General features: G+C 72.0%; 20 protein-coding genes. 18 read left to right on the forward strand and 2 right to left on the reverse strand.

The genetic code is table 11. The features are described from left to right. The first annotated feature begins 93 nt into the window (after window positions 1–93). Window positions 94–1,269, forward strand: a complete 1,176-nt coding sequence (locus ABH931_RS17585) for a sensor histidine kinase (protein ID WP_370114233.1) — start codon at window positions 94–96, stop codon at window positions 1,267–1,269. Window positions 1,270–1,301: 32 nt separating this feature from the next. Then, on the forward strand, window positions 1,302–1,979 hold the full coding sequence (locus tag ABH931_RS17590) for a response regulator (RefSeq protein WP_370114235.1): 678 nt from the start codon (window positions 1,302–1,304) through the stop codon (window positions 1,977–1,979). A gap of 10 nt (window positions 1,980–1,989) precedes the next feature. On the opposite strand, the gene ABH931_RS17595 is transcribed toward ABH931_RS17590, so the two are convergent. Beyond that, window positions 1,990–3,117 (reverse strand): low specificity L-threonine aldolase, encoded by a 1,128-nt coding sequence (locus ABH931_RS17595; protein ID WP_370114237.1) that lies wholly within the window; start codon window positions 3,115–3,117, stop codon window positions 1,990–1,992. Window positions 3,118–3,232: 115 nt separating this feature from the next. On the opposite strand from ABH931_RS17595, the gene ABH931_RS17600 reads away from it, so the two are divergent. The 16 genes from ABH931_RS17600 to ABH931_RS17675 all read left to right on the forward strand — a co-directional run bounded on the left by ABH931_RS17600 (window position 3,233) and on the right by ABH931_RS17675 (window position 18,006). Beyond that, complete coding sequence (locus ABH931_RS17600) at window positions 3,233–3,904, forward strand: lysophospholipid acyltransferase family protein (protein ID WP_370114239.1); 672 nt, start codon at window positions 3,233–3,235, stop codon at window positions 3,902–3,904. Window positions 3,905–4,134: 230 nt separating this feature from the next. Next, complete coding sequence (locus tag ABH931_RS17605) at window positions 4,135–5,070, forward strand: Rossmann-like and DUF2520 domain-containing protein (protein ID WP_370114241.1); 936 nt, start codon at window positions 4,135–4,137, stop codon at window positions 5,068–5,070. Beyond that, window positions 5,067–5,918, forward strand: coding sequence for a pantoate--beta-alanine ligase (panC, locus tag ABH931_RS17610; RefSeq protein WP_370114243.1), 852 nt, complete (start codon window positions 5,067–5,069; stop codon window positions 5,916–5,918). Before ABH931_RS17605 ends, panC begins: the two co-directional genes overlap by 4 nt. Before the next feature lie 52 nt (window positions 5,919–5,970). Next, window positions 5,971–6,414: an aspartate 1-decarboxylase gene (panD, locus tag ABH931_RS17615; protein ID WP_370114245.1), complete on the forward strand. Its 444-nt coding sequence runs from the start codon at window positions 5,971–5,973 to the stop codon at window positions 6,412–6,414. Continuing rightward, window positions 6,411–8,066 (forward strand): L-aspartate oxidase, encoded by a 1,656-nt coding sequence (locus ABH931_RS17620; RefSeq protein WP_370114247.1) that lies wholly within the window; start codon window positions 6,411–6,413, stop codon window positions 8,064–8,066. The genes panD and ABH931_RS17620 overlap by 4 nt, the downstream gene beginning before the upstream one ends. Window positions 8,067–8,206: 140 nt before the next feature. Beyond that, window positions 8,207–9,160: a carboxylating nicotinate-nucleotide diphosphorylase gene (gene nadC / locus ABH931_RS17625; RefSeq protein WP_370114249.1), complete on the forward strand. Its 954-nt coding sequence runs from the start codon at window positions 8,207–8,209 to the stop codon at window positions 9,158–9,160. Window positions 9,161–9,214: 54 nt separating this feature from the next. Then, window positions 9,215–10,009, forward strand: coding sequence for a type III pantothenate kinase (locus ABH931_RS17630; RefSeq protein ID WP_370114251.1), 795 nt, complete (start codon window positions 9,215–9,217; stop codon window positions 10,007–10,009). 96 nt (window positions 10,010–10,105) lie between these two features. Continuing rightward, window positions 10,106–11,032 (forward strand): hypothetical protein, encoded by a 927-nt coding sequence (locus ABH931_RS17635; RefSeq protein WP_370114253.1) that lies wholly within the window; start codon window positions 10,106–10,108, stop codon window positions 11,030–11,032. 156 nt (window positions 11,033–11,188) lie between these two features. Then, complete coding sequence (locus ABH931_RS17640; RefSeq protein WP_370114255.1) at window positions 11,189–12,865, forward strand: LPXTG cell wall anchor domain-containing protein; 1,677 nt, start codon at window positions 11,189–11,191, stop codon at window positions 12,863–12,865. 157 nt (window positions 12,866–13,022) lie between these two features. Then, window positions 13,023–13,160 carry a hypothetical protein gene (locus ABH931_RS17645; RefSeq protein WP_370114257.1) on the forward strand — a complete coding sequence of 46 codons (138 nt, stop codon included), beginning with the start codon at window positions 13,023–13,025 and terminating at the stop codon, window positions 13,158–13,160. Window positions 13,161–13,350: 190 nt separating this feature from the next. Beyond that, window positions 13,351–14,772 (forward strand): hypothetical protein, encoded by a 1,422-nt coding sequence (locus tag ABH931_RS17650; RefSeq protein ID WP_370114259.1) that lies wholly within the window; start codon window positions 13,351–13,353, stop codon window positions 14,770–14,772. 87 nt (window positions 14,773–14,859) lie between these two features. Beyond that, window positions 14,860–16,389: a bifunctional lysylphosphatidylglycerol synthetase/lysine--tRNA ligase LysX gene (gene lysX / locus ABH931_RS17655; RefSeq protein ID WP_370114261.1), complete on the forward strand. Its 1,530-nt coding sequence runs from the start codon at window positions 14,860–14,862 to the stop codon at window positions 16,387–16,389. Between the two features lie 10 nt (window positions 16,390–16,399). Further along, a complete protein-coding gene (locus tag ABH931_RS17660) occupies window positions 16,400–16,546 on the forward strand; it encodes a hypothetical protein (protein ID WP_370114263.1) in 147 nt (48 codons plus the stop codon). 85 nt (window positions 16,547–16,631) lie between these two features. Next, window positions 16,632–17,039, forward strand: a complete 408-nt coding sequence (locus ABH931_RS17665) for a BlaI/MecI/CopY family transcriptional regulator (protein WP_370114265.1) — start codon at window positions 16,632–16,634, stop codon at window positions 17,037–17,039. A 9-nt stretch (window positions 17,040–17,048) separates the two neighbouring features. Then, window positions 17,049–17,552, forward strand: a complete 504-nt coding sequence (locus ABH931_RS17670) for an amino-acid N-acetyltransferase (protein WP_370114267.1) — start codon at window positions 17,049–17,051, stop codon at window positions 17,550–17,552. Between the two features lie 103 nt (window positions 17,553–17,655). Continuing rightward, on the forward strand, window positions 17,656–18,006 hold the full coding sequence (locus ABH931_RS17675; RefSeq protein ID WP_370114269.1) for an Lsr2 family protein: 351 nt from the start codon (window positions 17,656–17,658) through the stop codon (window positions 18,004–18,006). On the opposite strand, the gene ABH931_RS17680 is transcribed toward ABH931_RS17675, so the two are convergent. Further along, on the reverse strand, window positions 17,975–18,367 hold the full coding sequence (locus tag ABH931_RS17680) for a hypothetical protein (RefSeq protein ID WP_370114271.1): 393 nt from the start codon (window positions 18,365–18,367) through the stop codon (window positions 17,975–17,977). The genes ABH931_RS17675 and ABH931_RS17680 overlap by 32 nt on opposite strands. Window positions 18,368–18,383: the final 16 nt, after the last annotated feature.

The raw sequence follows: 18,383 nt of genomic DNA on the forward strand, positions 1-18,383 counted from the left end.
ATTGGCCCCGGCAACCAACTCCGACTTCCGGAGGAGAGCGGACTCACTCCGCCGACGGAGGGCGGGCCCCTCGGCGCTGCCTAACCTGGAAGCGTGCAACTCCTCTACAGCTGGTTCCGCAGCCGCCCCCTGGTGTCCGACACCTTGTGGGCCGTGCTGCTGTTCCTGCTGTCGCTGCTGGAGTCACTCGCCGAACGCAGCCCCGGCCAGGTGCTGCTCGCGCTCGCGCTCTGCACGCTGGTGGCGTTGCGGCGGCGCTACCCGGACTTCGCGCTGTGGGCGGGCGCCCTGCTCGCCTTCCTCCAGCTCGGGCTCGCGCACAACGTCTACGTCTCCGACATGGCCCTGCTGGTCCTCGGCTACGGCGCGGCCGCGTTCGGCAACAAGTGGACCTCCCGCGCCGCCCTGGCCCTGGGCCTGGTCTCCGGGCCCCTGGCGTTCGTGGCCTTCTCCGACGCCTGGATCGACAAGCCGTCGACCATGTTCTTCTCCGTCGTCGCCTCCACGCCGTTCGTGCTCAGCTGGGTGCTGGGCCGGTTCACCAGCATCCGCCGCGCCTACTACCTGGAGCTGGAGGACCGCGCCGCCCGGCTGGAGCGCGAGCGTGACGCCCAGGCCAAGGTGGCCGTCGCCGCCGAGCGTGCCCGGATCGCGCGGGAGCTGCACGACGTCGTCGCCCACAACGTCTCGGTGATGATCGTCCAGGCCGACGGCGCCTCCTACGTCATGGACGCCGCGCCTGACCAGGCCAAGGAGGCCCTCGGCACGATCGCCGCCACCGGCCGTCAGGCGCTCGCCGAGATGCGCCGCCTGCTGGGCCTGCTGCGCAGCGAGGAGACCACCGGCGAGTACGTGCCGCAGCCGGGCGTCGAGCAGCTGCCGGACCTGCTGGAGCAGGTCCGCAGCGCCGGTCTCCCGGTCGACTTCAGCGTCGAGGGCGACCCGCGCCCGCTGCCGCGCGGCGTCGAGCTGACGGCCTATCGGATCGTGCAGGAGGCGCTGACCAACGCCCGCAAGCACGGCGGTCCGCAGGCCAGCGCCACCGTCCGGATGCGCTTCCAGGACAGCGACCTGGCCATGGTCATCGAGGACGACGGCCGCGGCGCCAGCGCCGAACTGGTCACCACGGGCGGCGAGGACGGCTTCGGTCATGGTCTGATCGGCATGCGGGAGCGCGTCGGCATGGTCGGCGGCAGCCTCGACGCCGGTCCCCGGGTCGGCGGCGGCTTCCGCATCGAGGCCGTGCTGCCGCTCGGCTCCGCCCGCTAGCCCACCACCCAGACTCGTAAGGGAGCACCCGCGTGACCGTCCGGATCATGCTCGTCGACGACCAGGAGCTGCTGCGCACCGGCTTCCGCATGGTGCTGCAGTCCCAGCCGGACATCGAGATCGTCGCAGAGGCCGGCGACGGCGCCCAGGCGCTGGAGGTCCTGGCTGCCGTCGAGGTCGACGTGGTGCTGATGGACGTGCGGATGCCCCGCCTGGACGGCGTCGAGGCCACCCGCCGCATCTGCGACCCGGCCACCGAGCTGGCCTCGCAGCCCAAGGTGCTCATCCTGACCACCTTCGACCTGGACGAGTACGCCTTCTCCGCGCTCAAGGCGGGGGCCAGCGGCTTCCTGCTCAAGGACGTCCCGCCGGTCGAGCTGGTCGCCGCGATCCGCGCGGTCAGCAGCGGCGAGGCCGTCGTCGCGCCGACGACGACCCGCCGCATGATCGACCGCTTCACCGCCGTGCTGCCGGCCGCGGCCGAGCCCAAGCTCACCCCCGAGCTGGAGCGGCTGACCGACCGCGAGCGCGAGGTCCTGCTGCTGGTGGCCCAGGGCCTGTCCAACGGCGAGATCGCCGAACGCCTGGGCCTGTCCGAGGCCACCGTCAAGACGCACGTCGGCCGCATCCTCACCAAGCTGGACCTGCGCGACCGCGTCCAGGCCGTGGTCCTCGCCTACGAGACCGGCCTGGTCCGCGCGTCCCGCTGACGACCGCCGCCTAACGCAGCATCTTCAAGAACTCCCCGAGTGCGTCCTCGATCTCCTCCGGCGACCACTCCAGCGCCGGAGTCATCACGGTGATCTCGGTGAACGCGTAGCCGGGGACCGGCGAGGCGCGCCAGCCGGCGAACAGCGCCCGCTTGGTCTCCTCCGCCTGACGCAGCGTCGTCTCGTGCAGCGCCTCGGCCGCGTAGGGGAGCCAGTACTGGAACTGGTGCGTCTGCGGAACGCCCGGGTGCACCCGGCTGCCCGGCACCGCGGCCAGCGCCTTCGCGACCACCTTGGCATGCGCGATGTACGCGTCCAGCCGCGGCAGCTCCTGGTCCAGCCCGACCAGCGCCGACAGCGCCGCGGGCCACTGCTGCCACAGCTGGCCGCCGTACCGGTGCCGCCACGCCTTCGCCTGCGCGACGAACTCCGCCGGACCGGCCAGCGCGGCGCCGCTGACACCGCCGAGGGTCTTGTAGAAGGAGACGTAGACGGAGTCCGCCAGCTCGGCGATCTCCGGCAGCGTGCGCCCGAAGTGAGCCGTCGTCTCCCACAGCCGCGCGCCGTCGAAGTGCACCACCGCGTCCCGCTCGCGCGTCGCCTCGACGACGGCGCTCAGCTCGTCCCAGCTCGGCAGCACGAAGCCGGCGTCGCGCAGCGGCAGCTCCAGCATCAGCGTGCCGAAGGGCTCGTCGCAGCCGGCCACCTCCTCGGCGCTGGGCAGCCGCGGCTCCTGCGTCGGCCACACGCTGCGCAGACCGCTCAGCTGCGCGAAGGCGTGCCGCTCGTGCACCTCCGGGTGGGCGAGCGGGTGCATCGCCACCAGCGGGTTGCCGGTCCGCTCGGCCCAGCAGCGCAGCGCGACCTGCTGCGCCATCGTCCCGGTGGGGAAGAACGCGGCCGCCTCCATGCCGAGCAGTGCGGCCACCCGCTCCTCCAGCGCGGCCACGATCCCGTCGCCGTACATGTCGGGGCGCCCGTCCAGGTCGTACGCCGCGTGCCCGGCCTCCCCGGACAGTTCGGCGAGCCGCTCCGCGATGCTGCGCGGCCGCGGTCCCGAGAGCAGGCGCTCCGCGCCGCGCAGGGCGGCGAAGCGCCGGGCGGCGGGATCCAACGGGGTCGACTGTTCGTTTGCCATGACGTCAGCCTCCCAGAGAAGTGCCGGTTCGTCGCCGGACGCGGGTTCGTCGGCCCGGTGAGATGACGTACGATCCGCAGCGCCTGTCCCTCCCTCCGTGTAAGGAACGCACGACGTGTCCCAAGCGCTCGCCAAGCTGGTGCTGTCCCCCATGACACGGGCCGTCTACCGGCCGGTCGTCATCGGCCGCGAGAACGTCCCCCGGACGGGGCCGGTCATCATCGCCAGCAACCACCTCGCCGCGATCGACAGTGCGGTCATCCCGCTGGTCGCCCCGCGTCCGGTGGCCTTCCTGGCGAAGGCCGAGTACTTCACCGGCGAGGGGGTGAAGGGCCGGGCCAACAAGGTCTTCTTCTCCTCGATGGGCTCCATCCCGGTCGAGCGCGGCACCCACCGCGCAGCCCAGGCCGCGTTGGACGCGGGCCTGTCGGTGCTCCAGGAGGGCGGGGCGTTCGGCATCTACCCGGAGGGGACGCGCTCGCGCGACGGCCGCCTGTACAAGGGCCGCACGGGCGTCGCCTGGCTCGCCCTGGCCTCCGGCGCGCCGGTGGTCCCGGTGGCGCTGACCGGCACGGAGCGGATCCAGCCGGTGGGCAAGCTGATGCCGCGGATCCGGCGGATCACGGTGCAGTTCGGCAAGCCGCTGGACTTCTCCGACCGCATCGGGATCTCCCCGGTGGGCCCGGTCCGCCGCGCGATCACGGACGAGATCATGGAGTCGATCCACGCCATGAGCGCCCAACCTTGGGCGGACGCCTACAACGAGCCTCCGAAGGAGGCTTCCTGAGGGGCGCGGGGAAACCGCGCGAGAAACCACTGACGTGCGGACGGCCCTGCGCGTTCGGGGGTCTACCTGTGTGGGGGGCCTGTCGCGCCCAGGCGGCGGAGCCGCAAATCGGTACAGCTCGCGCCCCTGTGGCACTGCCGTGCCCTACGCCACAGCGAACGCTCGCCTCCGGGCCGTAAACTTGCCGGGAACGTCTGGTACCCCCTGAGGACTGGAACGGAAACCGCACCATGGACGACCTCGGGCTGCCCGCCTTCGGCGACCCCGATCCCACCGCACCGGACAACCGGCCCGGGCGACTCGCCGTCGGCGTCGTCGGGACGGGGCGCGTCGGCCCCGCGCTCGGCGCGGCGTTGCAGTACGCCGGCCACAAGGTCGTCGCCGCCTCCGGCGTCTCCCTCGCGTCCCAGCGCCGCGCGAACACGCTGCTGCCGGGCGTGCGACTGGTCAGCCCACCGCAGGTGATGGCCGCCGCCGACCTGGTCCTGCTGACCGTTCCGGACGACGCGCTGGAGGACCTCGTCGCCGGCCTCGCCGCGACCGGCGCCGTGCGGCCGGGCCAGATCCTCGTGCACACCTCCGGCGCCAAGGGCATCTCCGTGCTGGAGCCCGCCACCCGCGCCGGCGCCCTGCCGCTCGCCCTGCACCCCGCGATGACCTTCACCGGCACCGCCGTCGACGTCGCGCGCCTGGCCGGCTGCCCCTTCGGGGTGACCGCCCCCGAGGAGCTGCGACCGGTCGCGGAGGCGCTGGTCGTGGAGATGGGCGGCGAGCCCGAGTGGATCCCCGAGGAGCGGCGCCCGCTCTACCACACGGCTCTCGCGCACGGCTCGAACCACCTGGTCACCCTCGTCGCGCAGGCGATGGAACTGCTGTCGCGCGCGGGGGTCGCCGAGCCGGGGCAGATGCTGGGCCCGCTGCTCGGCGCCGCGCTCGACAACACCCTGCGCGCCGGTGACCTCGCCCTGACCGGGCCCGTCGCGCGCGGCGACGCGGGCACCGTGCGCACCCACGTCGAGCAGCTGCGCGGCACCACGCCGCAGCTGCTGGAGGCCTACCGGGCCATGGCGCGGGCCACCGCCGACCGCGCGCTGGCCAACGGAACGCTCAAGCCCGAGGCCGCCGAGGCCCTGCTGGACGCCCTCGCCGAGGAGAACAACCGATGACCGTCCTGGTGCACACCAAGCGCGAGCTGGAGGCCCAGCCGAAGACGGGCCTGCGCGCCGTCGTGATGACGATGGGCGCTCTGCACGAGGGCCACGCCACCCTGGTCCGCACCGCCCGTGAGCGCGCCGGGGCCGAGGGCACGGTCGTCGTCACCGTCTTCGTCAACCCGCTCCAGTTCGGCGCCGGCGAGGACCTGGACCGCTACCCCCGCACCCTGGACGCCGACCTGATGCTGGCCGCCGAGGCCGGCGCCGACGTGGTCTTCGCGCCGGGCGTGGACGAGGTCTACCCGGGCGGTGAGCCGCAGGTGCGGCTGTCCGCCGGGCCGATGGGCACCGGCTACGAGGGCGCCTCGCGCCCCGGCCACTTCGACGGGATGCTGACCGTCGTCGCCAAGCTGCTCCACCTCACCGCGCCCGACGTGGCCTTCTTCGGTGAGAAGGACGGCCAGCAGCTGGCCCTGATCCGGCGCATGGTCGCCGACCTGAACTTCCCGGTGGAGATCGCGGGTGTGCCGACCGTCCGCGAGGCGGACGGGCTGGCGCTGTCCAGCCGCAACCGCTTCCTGACCACCGGGGACCGGGCGGGCGCGCTGGCGCTCTCCCGGGCGCTCTTCGCCGGGCGTGACGCCCGTGCGGCGGGCGCGGCCCCGTCGGCGGTGAAGAAGGCGGCGCAGACCGTGCTCGAGGCGGCGGGGAGCGGTATCGCCCTCGACTACCTCGGCCTGATCGACCCGTCCGACTTCACCGGGATCGACCGGGAGGACTTCACCGGCGAGGCGGTCCTGGCCGTCGCCGCCAAGGTGGGGGCCACCCGGCTCATCGACAACGTCCGCATCCGGTTCTGACGCCCGTCAGCACCCACGGCATGTACTTCACCCACAGGAGACGTGACCACGCATGATCCGCACGATGATGAAGTCCAAGATCCACCGCGCCACCGTCACCCAGGCCGACCTGCACTACGTCGGCTCGGTCACCGTGGACGAGGACCTGCTCGACGCCGCCGACATCCTGCCCGGCGAGCTGGTCCACATCGTCGACATCGACAACGGCGCGCGTCTGGAGACCTACACCATCGCCGGTGTGCGCGGCAGTGGCGTGATCGGCATCAACGGCGCGGCGGCCCGGCTGGTCCACCCCGGTGACCTGGTGATCCTCATCGCCTACGGTCAGCTGGAGGACGCCGAGGCGCGTGCCTTCACGCCGCGTATCGTCTTCGTCGACCGCGACAACCGGATCACCCAGACCGGCGCGGACGCCGCCGCTGCTCCAGAGGGCAGCGGCCTGACGCGGGGCGACGCGATCGTGCCGAACCCCCTCGCAGTACGGAGTCACTCATGACATCGGCGTCGGTACGCAGACTCGCCGCCCCGGCCCCGGGCTGGACCACGACCACGGACGTGGTCGTCGTCGGCTCGGGCATCGCGGGCCTGACCACGGCGCTGCGCGTGCGCGCGGCGGGTCTGCGGGTGCTCGTCGTCACCAAGGCGATGCTCGACGACGGCTCGACCCGCTGGGCGCAGGGCGGCATCGCCGCCGCGCTGGGGGAGGGGGACACCCCCGAGCAGCACCTGGAGGACACCCTGGTCGCGGGCGCGGGCCTGTGCGACGAGGACGCCGTCCGGATGCTGGTGACCGAGGGTCCGGGCGCGGTGCGCCGCCTGATCGAGACGGGCGCGGCGTTCGACCGCGACGCCGAGGGCGAGATCCTGCTGACCCGCGAGGGCGGCCACCACCGCCGCCGGATCGCCCACGCCGGCGGCGACGCCACGGGCGCGGAGATATCGCGTGCGCTGGTCTCGGCCGTCCGCGACGTGCGCGACGACGAGGGTGTCGAGCTGATCGAGCACGCCCTGGTGCTGGACCTGCTGACCGACGCGGAGGGCCGCACGGCGGGCCTGACCCTGCACGTCATGGGCGAGGGCCAGCGCGACGGCGTCGGCGCCGTCCACGCGCGGGCCGTCGTGCTCGCCACCGGCGGCCTGGGCCAGGTCTTCTCCGCCACCACCAACCCGCCCGTCTCCACGGGCGACGGCGTCGCGCTGGCGCTGCGGGCGGGCGCGGAGGTCGCGGACCTGGAGTTCGTGCAGTTCCACCCGACGGTGCTGTGGCTCGGCCCGGACGTGGAGGGTCAGCAGCCGCTGATCTCCGAGGCGGTCCGCGGCGAGGGCGCGTACCTGGTCGACGCCGACGGCGTCCGCTTCATGGTCGGCCAGCACGAGCTCGCCGAGCTCGCCCCGCGCGACATCGTCGCCAAGGGCATCACGCGGCGCATGCACGAGACCGGCGCGGAGCACATGTTCCTCGACGGCCGTCACTTCGGCGCGGCGATGTGGGAGGAGCGGTTCCCGACCATCCTCGCCTCCTGCCGCTCGCACGGGATCGACCCGGTCACCGAGCTGATCCCGGTCGCCCCGGCCGCGCACTACGCCTCGGGCGGCGTGCGCACGGACCTGCGCGGCCACACCTCCGTCTCCGGTCTCTACGCCTGCGGCGAGGCCGCCTGCACGGGCGTCCACGGCGCGAACCGCCTGGCGTCGAACTCGCTGCTGGAGGGCCTGGTCTTCGCGGAGCGGATCGCCGCGGACATCATCGAGCGCGACCGGCTCGGCAAGCTCGCTCCGCGCCACGAGGACACCACCCGCCCGGTCGAGGTGGTCCCGCTGCTGGCGGCGGAGTCCCGCGCCGAGATCCAACGGGTCATGACGCGGGGTGTCGGCGTGTTGCGGTCGGCGGAGAGCATGTCCACCGCCGTGGAGGGCTTGGCCGCCCTCGCGGAGCCGACGGACCCGGAGAAGACGGAGTTCTCCCAGGTGGAAACCTGGGAGGCGACCAACCTCCACCTGGTCGCCTCGGCGCTGGCGGCTGCGGCGCTGCTCCGCGAGGAGACGCGCGGCTGCCACTGGCGCGAGGACGCGCCGGACCGGGACGACGTGAACTGGCGCAGGCACCTGACCACGACGCTCGCCGAAGGGCGTTTGCAGGTCGAGTAGCTGCACTACCCAGGGGCGCGAGGAACTGCGCGACCAGCCACCCTGGGACCGGATTCGCCGAACGAGCAGGGCCATCCGCACCGGTGGTTGCTCGCGCAGTTCCTCGTGCCCCTAGGTAGTGCAACGAAAGGATTGTGGAAGTGTCCACTCACGAAGACCTCCCCCTCATCGAAGACGGCTGCGGCGACGACTGCGCCTGCGGCGAGTACGAGTCCGGGCTCGACCCGGAGCTCGCGGCGCTGCTGGAGAGCGCCGGGCTGGACCCGGTCGAGGTGGAGGACGTCGCCACCCTGGCCCTGGCCGAGGACCTCGCCGGCGGGGAGGACGTGACGTCCGTCGCGACCGTCCCGGAGGATGCGGTCGCCACCGCGGACTTCGTCGCGCGGCAGGGCGGCGTCGTCGCCGGCCTGCGGGTCGCCGAGGCCGTGATCTCGCTCGTCGCCGAGGAGGAGTTCTCCGTCGAGCGGCACGTCGAGGACGGCGCCCGCGTCGAGCCGGGCACGGTCCTGCTCAGCGTGACCACCCGGACCCGCGACCTGCTCACGGCCGAGCGCTCCGCGCTCAACCTGCTGTGCCACCTGTCCGGCATCGCCACCGCGACCGCCGCCTGGGCCGAGGCCCTGGCCGGTACCGGGGCGGTCGTGCGGGACACCCGCAAGACCACCCCGGGCCTGCGTGCGCTGCAGAAGTACGCGGTGCGCTGCGGCGGCGGTGTCAACCACCGCATGGCGCTGTCCGACGCGGCCCTGGTCAAGGACAACCACGTCGTCGCCGCCGGTGGTGTCGCCGAGGCGTTCAAGGCCGTCCGCGCCGCCTACCCCGACCTGGACGTCGAGGTCGAGGTGGACACCCTGGCGCAGATCCCGCCGGTGCTGGAGGCCGGCGCGGACCTGATCCTGCTGGACAACTTCACCGTCGAGGAGCTGCGCGAGGCCGTCGCGCTGGTGGCCGGTCGGGCGAAGCTCGAGTCCTCGGGTGGGCTGACCCTGGAGAACGCCCGCACGGTGGGCGAGACCGGCGTCGACTACCTGGCCGTCGGTGCCCTGACGCACTCCTCGCCGATTCTTGACATCGGCCTCGACCTGCGCGGATAGTCACCCCCTTCCCCAACGAGTCCACGCTGCGACACCCAAAGAAGGCGCGCGCCCATGCTGCTCACGATCGACGTCGGCAACACCCAGACGGTCCTCGGCATCTTCGATGGCGAGGAGATCGTCGAGCACTGGCGCGTCTCCACCGACCCGCGCCGGACCGCCGACGAGCTGGCGGTGCTGATGCAGGGGCTGATGGGCGCGCACCCGGTGCTGAAGAACGAGGGCGTGGACGGTCTGGCGATCTGCTGCACCGTCCCGACCGTTCTGCACGAGCTGCGTGAGGTGACGCGGCGTTACTACGGTGACGTCCCGGCCGTCCTGGTCGAGCCGGGCGTCAAGACCGGTGTGCACGTGCTGACCGACAACCCCAAGGAGGTCGGCACCGACCGGATCGTCAACACGCTCGCGGCCAAGCACCTCTACGGCGGCCCGTGCATCGTCGTCGACTTCGGCACGGCGACGAGCTTCGACGCGATCAACGAGCGTGGCGACTTCGTGGGCGGTGCGATCGCGCCGGGCATCGAGATCTCGGTGGAGGCGCTCGGGGTGCGCGGCGCGATGCTGCGCAAGATCGAGGTGGCCAGACCGCGCAGCGTCATCGGCAAGAACACCGTCGAGGCGATGCAGTCCGGCGTGCTGTTCGGCTTCGCCGGGCAGGTGGACGGAATCGTCAACCGGATGGCGGCGGAGCTCGCCGAGAACCCGGACGACGTGCAGGTCATCGCGACGGGCGGGCTGGCCCCGCTGGTGCTCGGCGAGGCGACCAGCATCGACGTCCACGAGCCGTGGCTGACCCTGATCGGGCTGCGGCTCGTCTACGAGCGCAACACGGCCGGCACGGCCTCCTGACGGAGACTGAGCCGAACGACTGTCAGTTTTCCGGAAGACCCGCCGACATACGGCGGGTTCATCCGATTTTCCCTTTTCGTTACGTACAGTCGTCCTATGCCTACGCCTCACGGTTCGCGCGGCGGGATGGCCTTCAGCGCGGACGAGCTCCGGGTCCTCCGACGGGCCCTCGCCCACGTGCTCAATCCTCCGATCGGGACCCAGTCCAGACCGAACGCGGCCTCCAGGGCCGCGTGGGTCGAGGACGTCCAGGACGTGCTGCGGCTGTCCGAGGCGATCGAGGAGGCGGTGCTGGAGGGGGGCAGGATGCGGGCGTTCGCGCTCGCTGAGCTGGTCCGGTACCGGGCCGCCCTGCCGGGCAGTGCCTCCGGCTACCTCGCGCGGCTGGAGGAGGCCGTCGCGGACGGTTACCTGCCGGACTCCGAGGACCTCTCCGCGCTGCGGGCGCTGAACGCGCTGCCGAGCGCCGAGTCCGAGCACCGCCGCCGGGCGCTGTTGCGCAAGCGCTGCGCCGAGCTGGCCGAGGCGGGTGTGCGCCGACGGCTGGACGCTCCCGGGGTGCCCGGCGCCACGGGCCTGCCCAGCGTGCCCCCGCCCGCCGCACCGCCCGCCGTGCCGCCGGTGGTGGCACCGGTGGTGGCGCTGGCCGCGCCCCGCACGCCGCCGGCGGCGTCCTCGCAGCCGGACGTGCCGCGGCCGCCTCGGATCGCGAGCGTGTCGATCGGGGGGAAGGTGGCGGACTTCGCGCGTGCGAACCGCCCGACCAGGCTGCGCGAGCCGGGCTCGGTCGAGCACGGCCGTGCGGAGTCGTATCCCCTGCCCATCCGACGTGGAGGAACGAGCGACATGACCAGCAGCACCGAGCGCCCCACCCCGGCCCAGCCCGGCTCCCCGCAGGGCCGGCCGAAGCCGGAGGAGGCGGACGAGCGTCCGGTCCGGCCGATCCCGACGCCGGGTGACCTCTTCCCGCGCGGAGTCCGCCCGGGCGGCCAGGAGGAGGAGCTGGCCACCGGCACCGGCTGACGGTCCGCCGGACTGACACATTGTCCGGTTGTGCCCCTGATCTGCGCGTTCCCAGTGAACGCGCAGATCACGTTTCGGCCACCGGCCTGGCCTGAAGGCGTCCCGAGGTGTTTGGATCTTGCTTGACTCTCACCTCACTCTCACCGGGAACCCCGAATGGCCTTCGCCAGCGCACGAGGGGCGGTCCGCTTCGGCGCCGTCGCTGCCGCCGTCCTCATATCCGGCCTGACCGGCACCCTGACCGCGCTGCCCGCGCAGGCGGCCGCACCGGTCCCGTTCGAGGCGCTGGCCACCTCGCCCGAGGCGACGCTGCTGCCGCAGAGCTCCGGCACCCCGGCACAGCGCTACCACGAGGTCGGCCTTGTGGTGATGGCGACCGACAAGGCGCTCGCGGGCGTCACCGTCACCGTCGACGCGAGCGGCGCCGCCGGGGTCGTGGAGCTGTCGCTGCCCAAGGGCTGCGCCTACACCGACGCCGCCAAGCTGCACGAGCGTTGCGCCGTGGGCGAGGTCGACGGGATGGACCAGTTCTCGGTCGGCCTGCGCTCGGTGTCCGGCGCGGCGCTGGGCGCCAAGGGGACGGTGCGTTTCGGGGTCACGGCCACCAACGCCCCCCTCGACCCGAAGAACCCGCCGCTGACCACCGCCGTCACCGTCGGATCCGGGCCGGACCTGGCGATCGCCCCGCTGCCGGCCGTGCTGGACGTGAAGACGGGTCAGGCCTCCACGGTGAACCCGACCGTGCAGAACCTGGGCGACCAGGACGCCAAGGGCGTCGTGCTCGTCCTCGACGTCGCCGACCCCACCGGCTACCCGATCGCCGGCGACTACTCCAACTGCCTCTACGGTGGCGCGGCCGCCGTGGTCTGCCACTTCGACACGGTGGTGAAGCCGGGGGAGGCCTACCAGCCGTCGACCCCCGTGACGGTGACCCCCGGCTCCCAGGCCCAGCCGGGTGACGCGCTGCTGAGCGGCTGGGACGTCAAGGGTGGCCTGCTGGACGGTCAGCTCGGCGGCGGCCGCCCCGGCAAGGGCGCGCCGCTCACCCTGGTGCCCGCCAAGCCGGCGCCGCTCGCGCGCACCCAGGTCGACATCAACTACGACAACAACCTCGGCGTGACCCAGCTGCACCTGGTGACCCAGGACGACCTGGCCGTCGTCGCGCCGCACCGGATCACCGGCACCGTCGGCCACACCGTCGCCGCCACCTTCGGCGTCCGCAACGCGGGCTCGGTGCCGACCAGGCCCCTGGTGGGTGCGCCGAACATCACGGCCGGCCTCCTGGTGATCATGCCCAAGGGCGTCTCCGTCGTGTCGCTGCCCAAGAACTGCGAGCTGGTCACCGACACCCCCGGCAGCTCCGCCGACCTGCGCGGGCTGGTCGCCCACGGCGGCCTCGGCGCACACGCCCCGGTCCCCTCCGAAGCGGGTGACCTGCCGCCGGCGGACGCCGGCACCCCGTACGCGTGCATGGTGCGGCAGACCCTGCAGCCGGGCGGGCAGGCGGACTTCACCTTCTCGCTGAAGCCCGTCAAGGCCCTGCGGCAGGCGCCCGGCCTCGCCGTCGCCGTCGGGCAGGACGACGACAACACCCCGGACAACAACATCGCGGCGTTCACCGTCACGGCCACCAAGGCCACCGCCTCGGCGACGCCCACCGCGACGCACACCCCGGCCCCGTCCGCCTCCGCGTCCTCCCCGACCGGTGGGCTCGCCCACACCGGCGGCGGCTCCTCCGCCCTGCCGCTGGCCGCGGCCGGCGCCGGCGCGATCGTCCTGGGCGCGGGCGCCGTCCTGCTGACCCGCCGTCGCCGCAAGGGCGGCCACGCCTGACCGGGTCCCCCGACGGGTGACGGAACAGAGGTAACAGAAGGGCCGCTTCGCAGAGGCGGCCCTTCTGTCTGCGTCCTTCCCGTAGGCCGTCCCCCGTCCCGGTGCCCAAGCTCCGGGAGTCGCGACCGAGGGCCCGGGCGACCGGTTCACCATCCCGGTGACCTTCCACGTGACGACCGTGGTGCCGCACGCGCACGGCCTGGTGCGGTTGGTGTGGGGTGATCCGGTGCCGAGCACGAAGATCTCCTGGTACCCGAACCCGAGGAACAACTCCGCCTCCCTGATCCTGAACTGACCCTGGTCGCCCCGGCTGTCGCGATCGCCGCAGCCGGGGCGCCCGCACCGTGAGTAGTCAGGTAAGAATCCGCCGACTGTTTGGGGTCCCCTGTCCGGTGGTGGCCCTTTGGCGCGATTCATGCGGCCCTAGCCTCCCGGTGCGGCTCCTGTGTCGACAGCCAGGAGCCCCGTCGACCCAGGGGGCCCGTTTGAGATCCACCGTCTTCCGTCGCACGACCGCCCTCGCGGCGGTCGCAGCGGCTCTCACCATCGGCATCGGCGCCACCGCCGACGCCGCGACGACGACCACCAAGCCCGTCGTCACGCTCCAGACGCCCTACGAGCTCGCGCTGCCGGCCAAGGGCAGCGTCGAGGAGAACTGGACCTGGTACGCCAACGCCAAGCACGTCGACGCGTCCGACGTCACCCTGACGATCGACGCCCGTGGCCTGGCCAAGGTCGCCAAGGTTGCCTTCTCGGGCAACTGCACCGCCCACGGCCTGGTCGCCACCTGCCCGGAGTGGTTCCAGGGCGACTCGACCAGCGTGCCGCAGGGCATCGGCGCGGCGAGCCAGATCGTGGTCTCCGCGCTTCCCGGCGCCAAGCCGGGTGCGACGGGCAGCTACCGGATCACCGGTCACTCGTCCGCCGCGACGATCGTGGGCGGCACCGGTTGGGTGACCGTCGGGGGTCCGGATTTCAAGCTCGCGCCCATCGCTCCGAACCTCGGCACGCGCCCGCTCGGCTCGGTGGTCTCGGTGCCGGTCGGTTTCACCAACCTGGGCGACCGTCCGGCCAACGGCTCCCGGGCGCTCTTCTTCGCGTCCCCCGGGCTGAGCTTCGCGACGCACTACGCCAACTGCCGTTACGGCCACTACAGCCGCGCAGGGGTCGCGAACGTGGCGCTGTGCAGCTTCCCCGGCGCCGTGCGGGTCGGCGAGCAGGTGGCGCTGGCCCAGCCGCTGCGTCTGCGGTTCACCTCGCGTGCGCTGTTCGAGCAGACGCAGGGCGATGTCGGGCCCTGGGGTGACACCCAGGCGTGGAGCTGGATCACCGCGCCCGGCAGCGGCTACGTGTGGACCCAGGGGAAGGGCGCCGTGCTGGGCCTCAAGGTGCTCAAGCCCGGACGCGCCACGTCCGCGCCCTACGGCACCGCTCAGCTCGCCGACACCTACGACCACGACTTCATCGCGGGCGTGACGGCGAAGAACACCGCCGACTTCGGGACCACCGGCTTCTCGGCGAAGGCCACCGCCGGGCAGCAGGTCACCGCCAAGCTCACGCTGGCCAACCACGGCCCGGCCGACCTCTGGAGCGGTGGGAACGGGGGACCGGGGTTGATGATCACCCCGCCGCCCGGCACGACCGTGGTCGCCACCTCCGCGACATGCTCGCTGTTCGACCCGGCGAAGCCCCAGGAGGGGTACTTCTGCGCCGGCAGCGCGTTCGGACAAGGCAGCGGCACCACGTCGACCTTCACGCTGACCCTGCGCGTGGACCAGGTGATCGCGGGTGCCACCGGTAGCGTCCGGGTGCGTTACCAGCAGTACGCGCGGCCCGGCCAGAACCCGTACAGCGCCTGGTACGACACGGACACCAGGAACGACAGTGCGTCGATCCGGCTGAACTGATCACCACCGCGCGTCATCCCGTGCCCCGCCACCCGTGCAGGTTTATCGAGTGGCGGGGCACTGCCGTGCGATCGATACCCTGGTGGCGTGAGCGATCAGCAGACCCCCGCAGCCCCGGCCGCAGCAGGCGCCGACGACCTTCCCGAGCAGATGCGCGTGCGGCGCGAGAAGCTGGAGCGGCTCAGGGCCGCCGGCGTCGACCCGTACCCGGTCGGGTTCCCGCGCACCAGCACCCTGGCCGACCTGCGGGCGGCCTACCCGGGCCTGGAGCCGGACACCGCCACCGGCGAGCGCGCCGGGGTGACCGGCCGCGTGATGCTGAACCGCACCGGCGGCAAGCTCTGCTTCGCCACGCTGCGCGACGGCACCGGCGACCTCCAGGTGATGCTCTCGCTCGACAAGCTCGGCGAGGAGCGCCTGGCGCAGTGGAAGGCCGACATCGACCTCGGCGACCACGTGGGCGTCGAGGGCGAGGTGATCACCTCCCGCCGCGGCGAGCTGTCGATCATGGTCGACCGCTGGGAGCTCACCGCCAAGTGCCTGCGCCCGCTGCCGGAGAAGCACAAGGGTCTGGCCGACCCCGAGGCCCGGGTGCGCCAGCGCTACGTGGACCTGATCATGAACCCCGAGGCCCGCGAGATGATGCAGCTGCGCGTCCGCGTGCTGCGCTCGCTGCGCGACACCTTCGAGCGCCGTGGCTTCCTCGAGGTCGAGACGCCGATGCTGCAGCCGATCCACGGCGGCGCCAACGCGCGTCCGTTCACCACGCACATCAACGCGTACGACATGACGCTGTACCTGCGCATCGCCACCGAGCTCTACCTCAAGCGGCTCATGGTCGGCGGCGTGGAGAAGGTCTTCGAGATCAACCGGAACTTCCGCAACGAGGGCGCCGACGCGACCCACAACCCGGAGTTCACCGCGATCGAGTCCTACGAGGCCTACGGCGACTACGACACCCAGGCCGAGCTGACCCGCGACCTGATCCTCAACGCGGCCAAGGACGCGCTGGGCACCACCGTGATCAAGGGCCTGGACCAGCACGGCGAGGAGGTCGAGATCGACCTGGCCGAGCCGTGGGAGCAGGTCAGCGTCTACCCGGGCATCAGCGCCCACCTCGGCGTCGAGGTCACCCCGGAGACCTCCGTGGACGAGCTGCGCAAGCTCGCCGACGAGCACGGCGTGCCCTACGAGAAGAAGTGGGGCCACGGCCAGCTGATCCTGGAGTTCGTCGAGCGCCTGCTGGAGCACAACGCGGTGCGGCCGACCTTCATCCGGGACTACCCGACCGAGGTCTCCCCGCTGACCCGCAAGCACCGCTCGATCGACGGCGTGGCCGAGAAGTGGGACCTGGTGATCTTCGGCAAGGAGGTCGCCACCGCCTACTCCGAGCTGATCGACCCGGTCGACCAGCGCGAGCGGCTGACCCAGCAGTCCCTGCTGGCGGCCGGCGGCGACGTCGAGGCCATGCAGGTGGACGAGGACTTCCTGCGGGCCCTGGAGTACGGCATGCCGCCCACCGGCGGCATGGGCCTGGGCGTGGACCGACTGGTCATGCTGCTGACCAACAAGTCGATCCGGGACACCCTCCTCTTCCCCCTCGTGAAGCCCGAGTAGAGTCGACCCCATGCAGTACATCGAGGCTCTGACTCCGCCCGTGGTGATGGCGATCGCCTTCGGCTTCATGATCCGCACCCTGTTCCGCAACCAGGGTGGTGCGAACGCGGCCAAGGAGGACGTGGCCGCCGAGGCGATCACGGCCTCGCAGGAGTAGCGCGAACAGAAGCGGGGTGTGGGGTTTGCCCCCACACCCCCTTCTGTTGTGGATTAATTCGGGCAAAAGTGATATTTGCCTTGTCATGGTGCGCCCACTCGGTGAACTCGAGAACGAGCTCATGACCCGGCTCTGGCAGTGGAACCGGCTCGTGACCGTTCGCGAGGTGCTGGAGGATCTCCAGCAGGAACGTGAGATCGCATACACCACGGTGATGACCGTGATGGACAAGCTGTTCCAGAAGGGCTGGCTCCGCAGGGAACAGGAAGGCCGCGCCTATCGATATGCGCCGGTCTCCACCCGCGAGGCGTATACCGCGGCGTTGATGAACGACGCGTGGGAGACCAGTGACAACCCGGCGGCGGCGCTGGTCCACTTCTTCGGCATGATGTCGCCGGAGCAGCAGGAGGCACTCGGCGACGCCCTTCGTATCTTCGCGCCTTCCATCTTCCCCGCCGATATCGATGCGCAGGGCGAAGGGGAGGCACGGTAGCGTCTGCGCATGCAGGTCACCATCCGCCGTGCGCGGACCGCCGATGTGCCTTCGATCCGACGCCTGGTGGACGGGTACGCCCGCGAACGGATCCTGCTGAACAAGCCGACGGTCACCCTGTTCGAGTCGCTCCAGGAGTTCTGGGTCGCGGAACGCGACGACAACGCCGAGGTCGTGGCGTGCGGCGCGCTCCACGTGATGTGGGAGGACCTGGCCGAGGTGCGCACCCTGGCGGTGGACCGTTCCTGCCGCGGCACCGGCATCGGCCACCTGCTGCTGCGCAAGCTGGTGGACACCGCGCGCTGGATCGGTGTGCGTCGTATTTTCTGCCTGACGTTCGAAGTCGACTTCTTCGGCAAACACGGCTTCCAGGAGATCGCCTCCACTCCGGTGGACGCGGGCGTGTACGACGAGCTGTTGCGCAGCTACGACGAAGGCGTCGCCGAGTTCCTGGATCTGGAACGCGTCAAGCCGAACACCCTCGGCAACACCCGGATGCTCCTGCATCTGTGAGACCGACCGCGGGAGATGAGTTCTCCAAGGCCGGTTGAATTTTTCGCGGAAAGACGGTTTGCTTTCCTACGAGTAATCCGGGCTTTTGAGGAAAGGGACACCCGTGGCGCAGAAGGTCCAGGTCCTTCTTGTCGACGATCTCGAAGGCGGCGAGGCGGACGAGACGGTGACGTTCGCTCTCGACGGGGTTGCCTACGAGATCGACCTCACCACCGCGAACGCGGGCAAGCTGCGCGAGCTGCTGGCCCCCTACGCCGACAAGGGCCGCAAGCAGAGCGGCCGCTCCGCCGGCGGCCGTGGCCGCGGCCGTGCCGTCGCCGCGCCCCGGCCGGTCGGGGGCAACCCGGACACCGCCAAGATGCGGGCCTGGGCCAAGGAGCAGGGCTACGAGGTCAACGAGCGCGGCCGCGTGCCCAGCAACATCAAGGAAGCCTACGAGAAGGCCCACGGCTGAGTTGCAGCTGAAGCCGGGCGCAGGCGTCCGCGCAGGTGTCGAGCAGGCGCCCCACCGGTTCGGGTGAGGGCGTCCCGCCCGGCCGCAGCCGCAGCGCCCCGGTGGCGGCCTCGGCGGAGGTGGCCCGCAGGACGCCGTGCAGGTGCCCCCAGCCGAGCCAGTGGAGCAGCCCCGGCAGCTCCTCGGCCGTTCCGTGCGGGAGTGGCAGCAGCAGGCGCTCGCGCAGCGTCCAGACGGCGCCGGTCGGCCGGCCACGCAGGTCCATCCGGGCCAGTGCGAGCAAGCCGCCGGCCAACGGCACGTCGAGCAGGTCGCAGCTCCCCGGTGGGGGAGTGGCGGCCTGCTGTGCTGAGAGGGGCACGAATTCACCAACCGGA

The sequence above is a fragment of the Streptacidiphilus sp. MAP12-33 genome, from assembly GCF_041261265.1.
GTDB lineage: Bacteria > Actinomycetota > Actinomycetes > Streptomycetales > Streptomycetaceae > Streptacidiphilus.

Excerpts from the sequence above, each read along its gene's own strand:
- ABH931_RS17660 (WP_370114263.1), top strand. The coding sequence starts at position 16,400 with ATGCAGTACATCGAGGCTCTGACTCCGCCCGTGGTGATGGCGATCGCC.
- ABH931_RS17620 (WP_370114247.1), top strand. The coding sequence starts at position 6,411 with ATGACATCGGCGTCGGTACGCAGACTCGCCGCCCCGGCCCCGGGCTGG.
- ABH931_RS17640 (WP_370114255.1), top strand. The coding sequence starts at position 11,189 with ATGGCCTTCGCCAGCGCACGAGGGGCGGTCCGCTTCGGCGCCGTCGCT.
- ABH931_RS17595 (WP_370114237.1), bottom strand. The coding sequence starts at position 3,117 with ATGGCAAACGAACAGTCGACCCCGTTGGATCCCGCCGCCCGGCGCTTC.
- panC (WP_370114243.1), top strand. The coding sequence starts at position 5,067 with ATGACCGTCCTGGTGCACACCAAGCGCGAGCTGGAGGCCCAGCCGAAG.
- ABH931_RS17670 (WP_370114267.1), top strand. The coding sequence starts at position 17,049 with ATGCAGGTCACCATCCGCCGTGCGCGGACCGCCGATGTGCCTTCGATC.
- ABH931_RS17665 (WP_370114265.1), top strand. The coding sequence starts at position 16,632 with ATGGTGCGCCCACTCGGTGAACTCGAGAACGAGCTCATGACCCGGCTC.
- ABH931_RS17635 (WP_370114253.1), top strand. The coding sequence starts at position 10,106 with ATGCCTACGCCTCACGGTTCGCGCGGCGGGATGGCCTTCAGCGCGGAC.
- ABH931_RS17605 (WP_370114241.1), top strand. The coding sequence starts at position 4,135 with ATGGACGACCTCGGGCTGCCCGCCTTCGGCGACCCCGATCCCACCGCA.
- panD (WP_370114245.1), top strand. The coding sequence starts at position 5,971 with ATGATCCGCACGATGATGAAGTCCAAGATCCACCGCGCCACCGTCACC.
- ABH931_RS17630 (WP_370114251.1), top strand. The coding sequence starts at position 9,215 with ATGCTGCTCACGATCGACGTCGGCAACACCCAGACGGTCCTCGGCATC.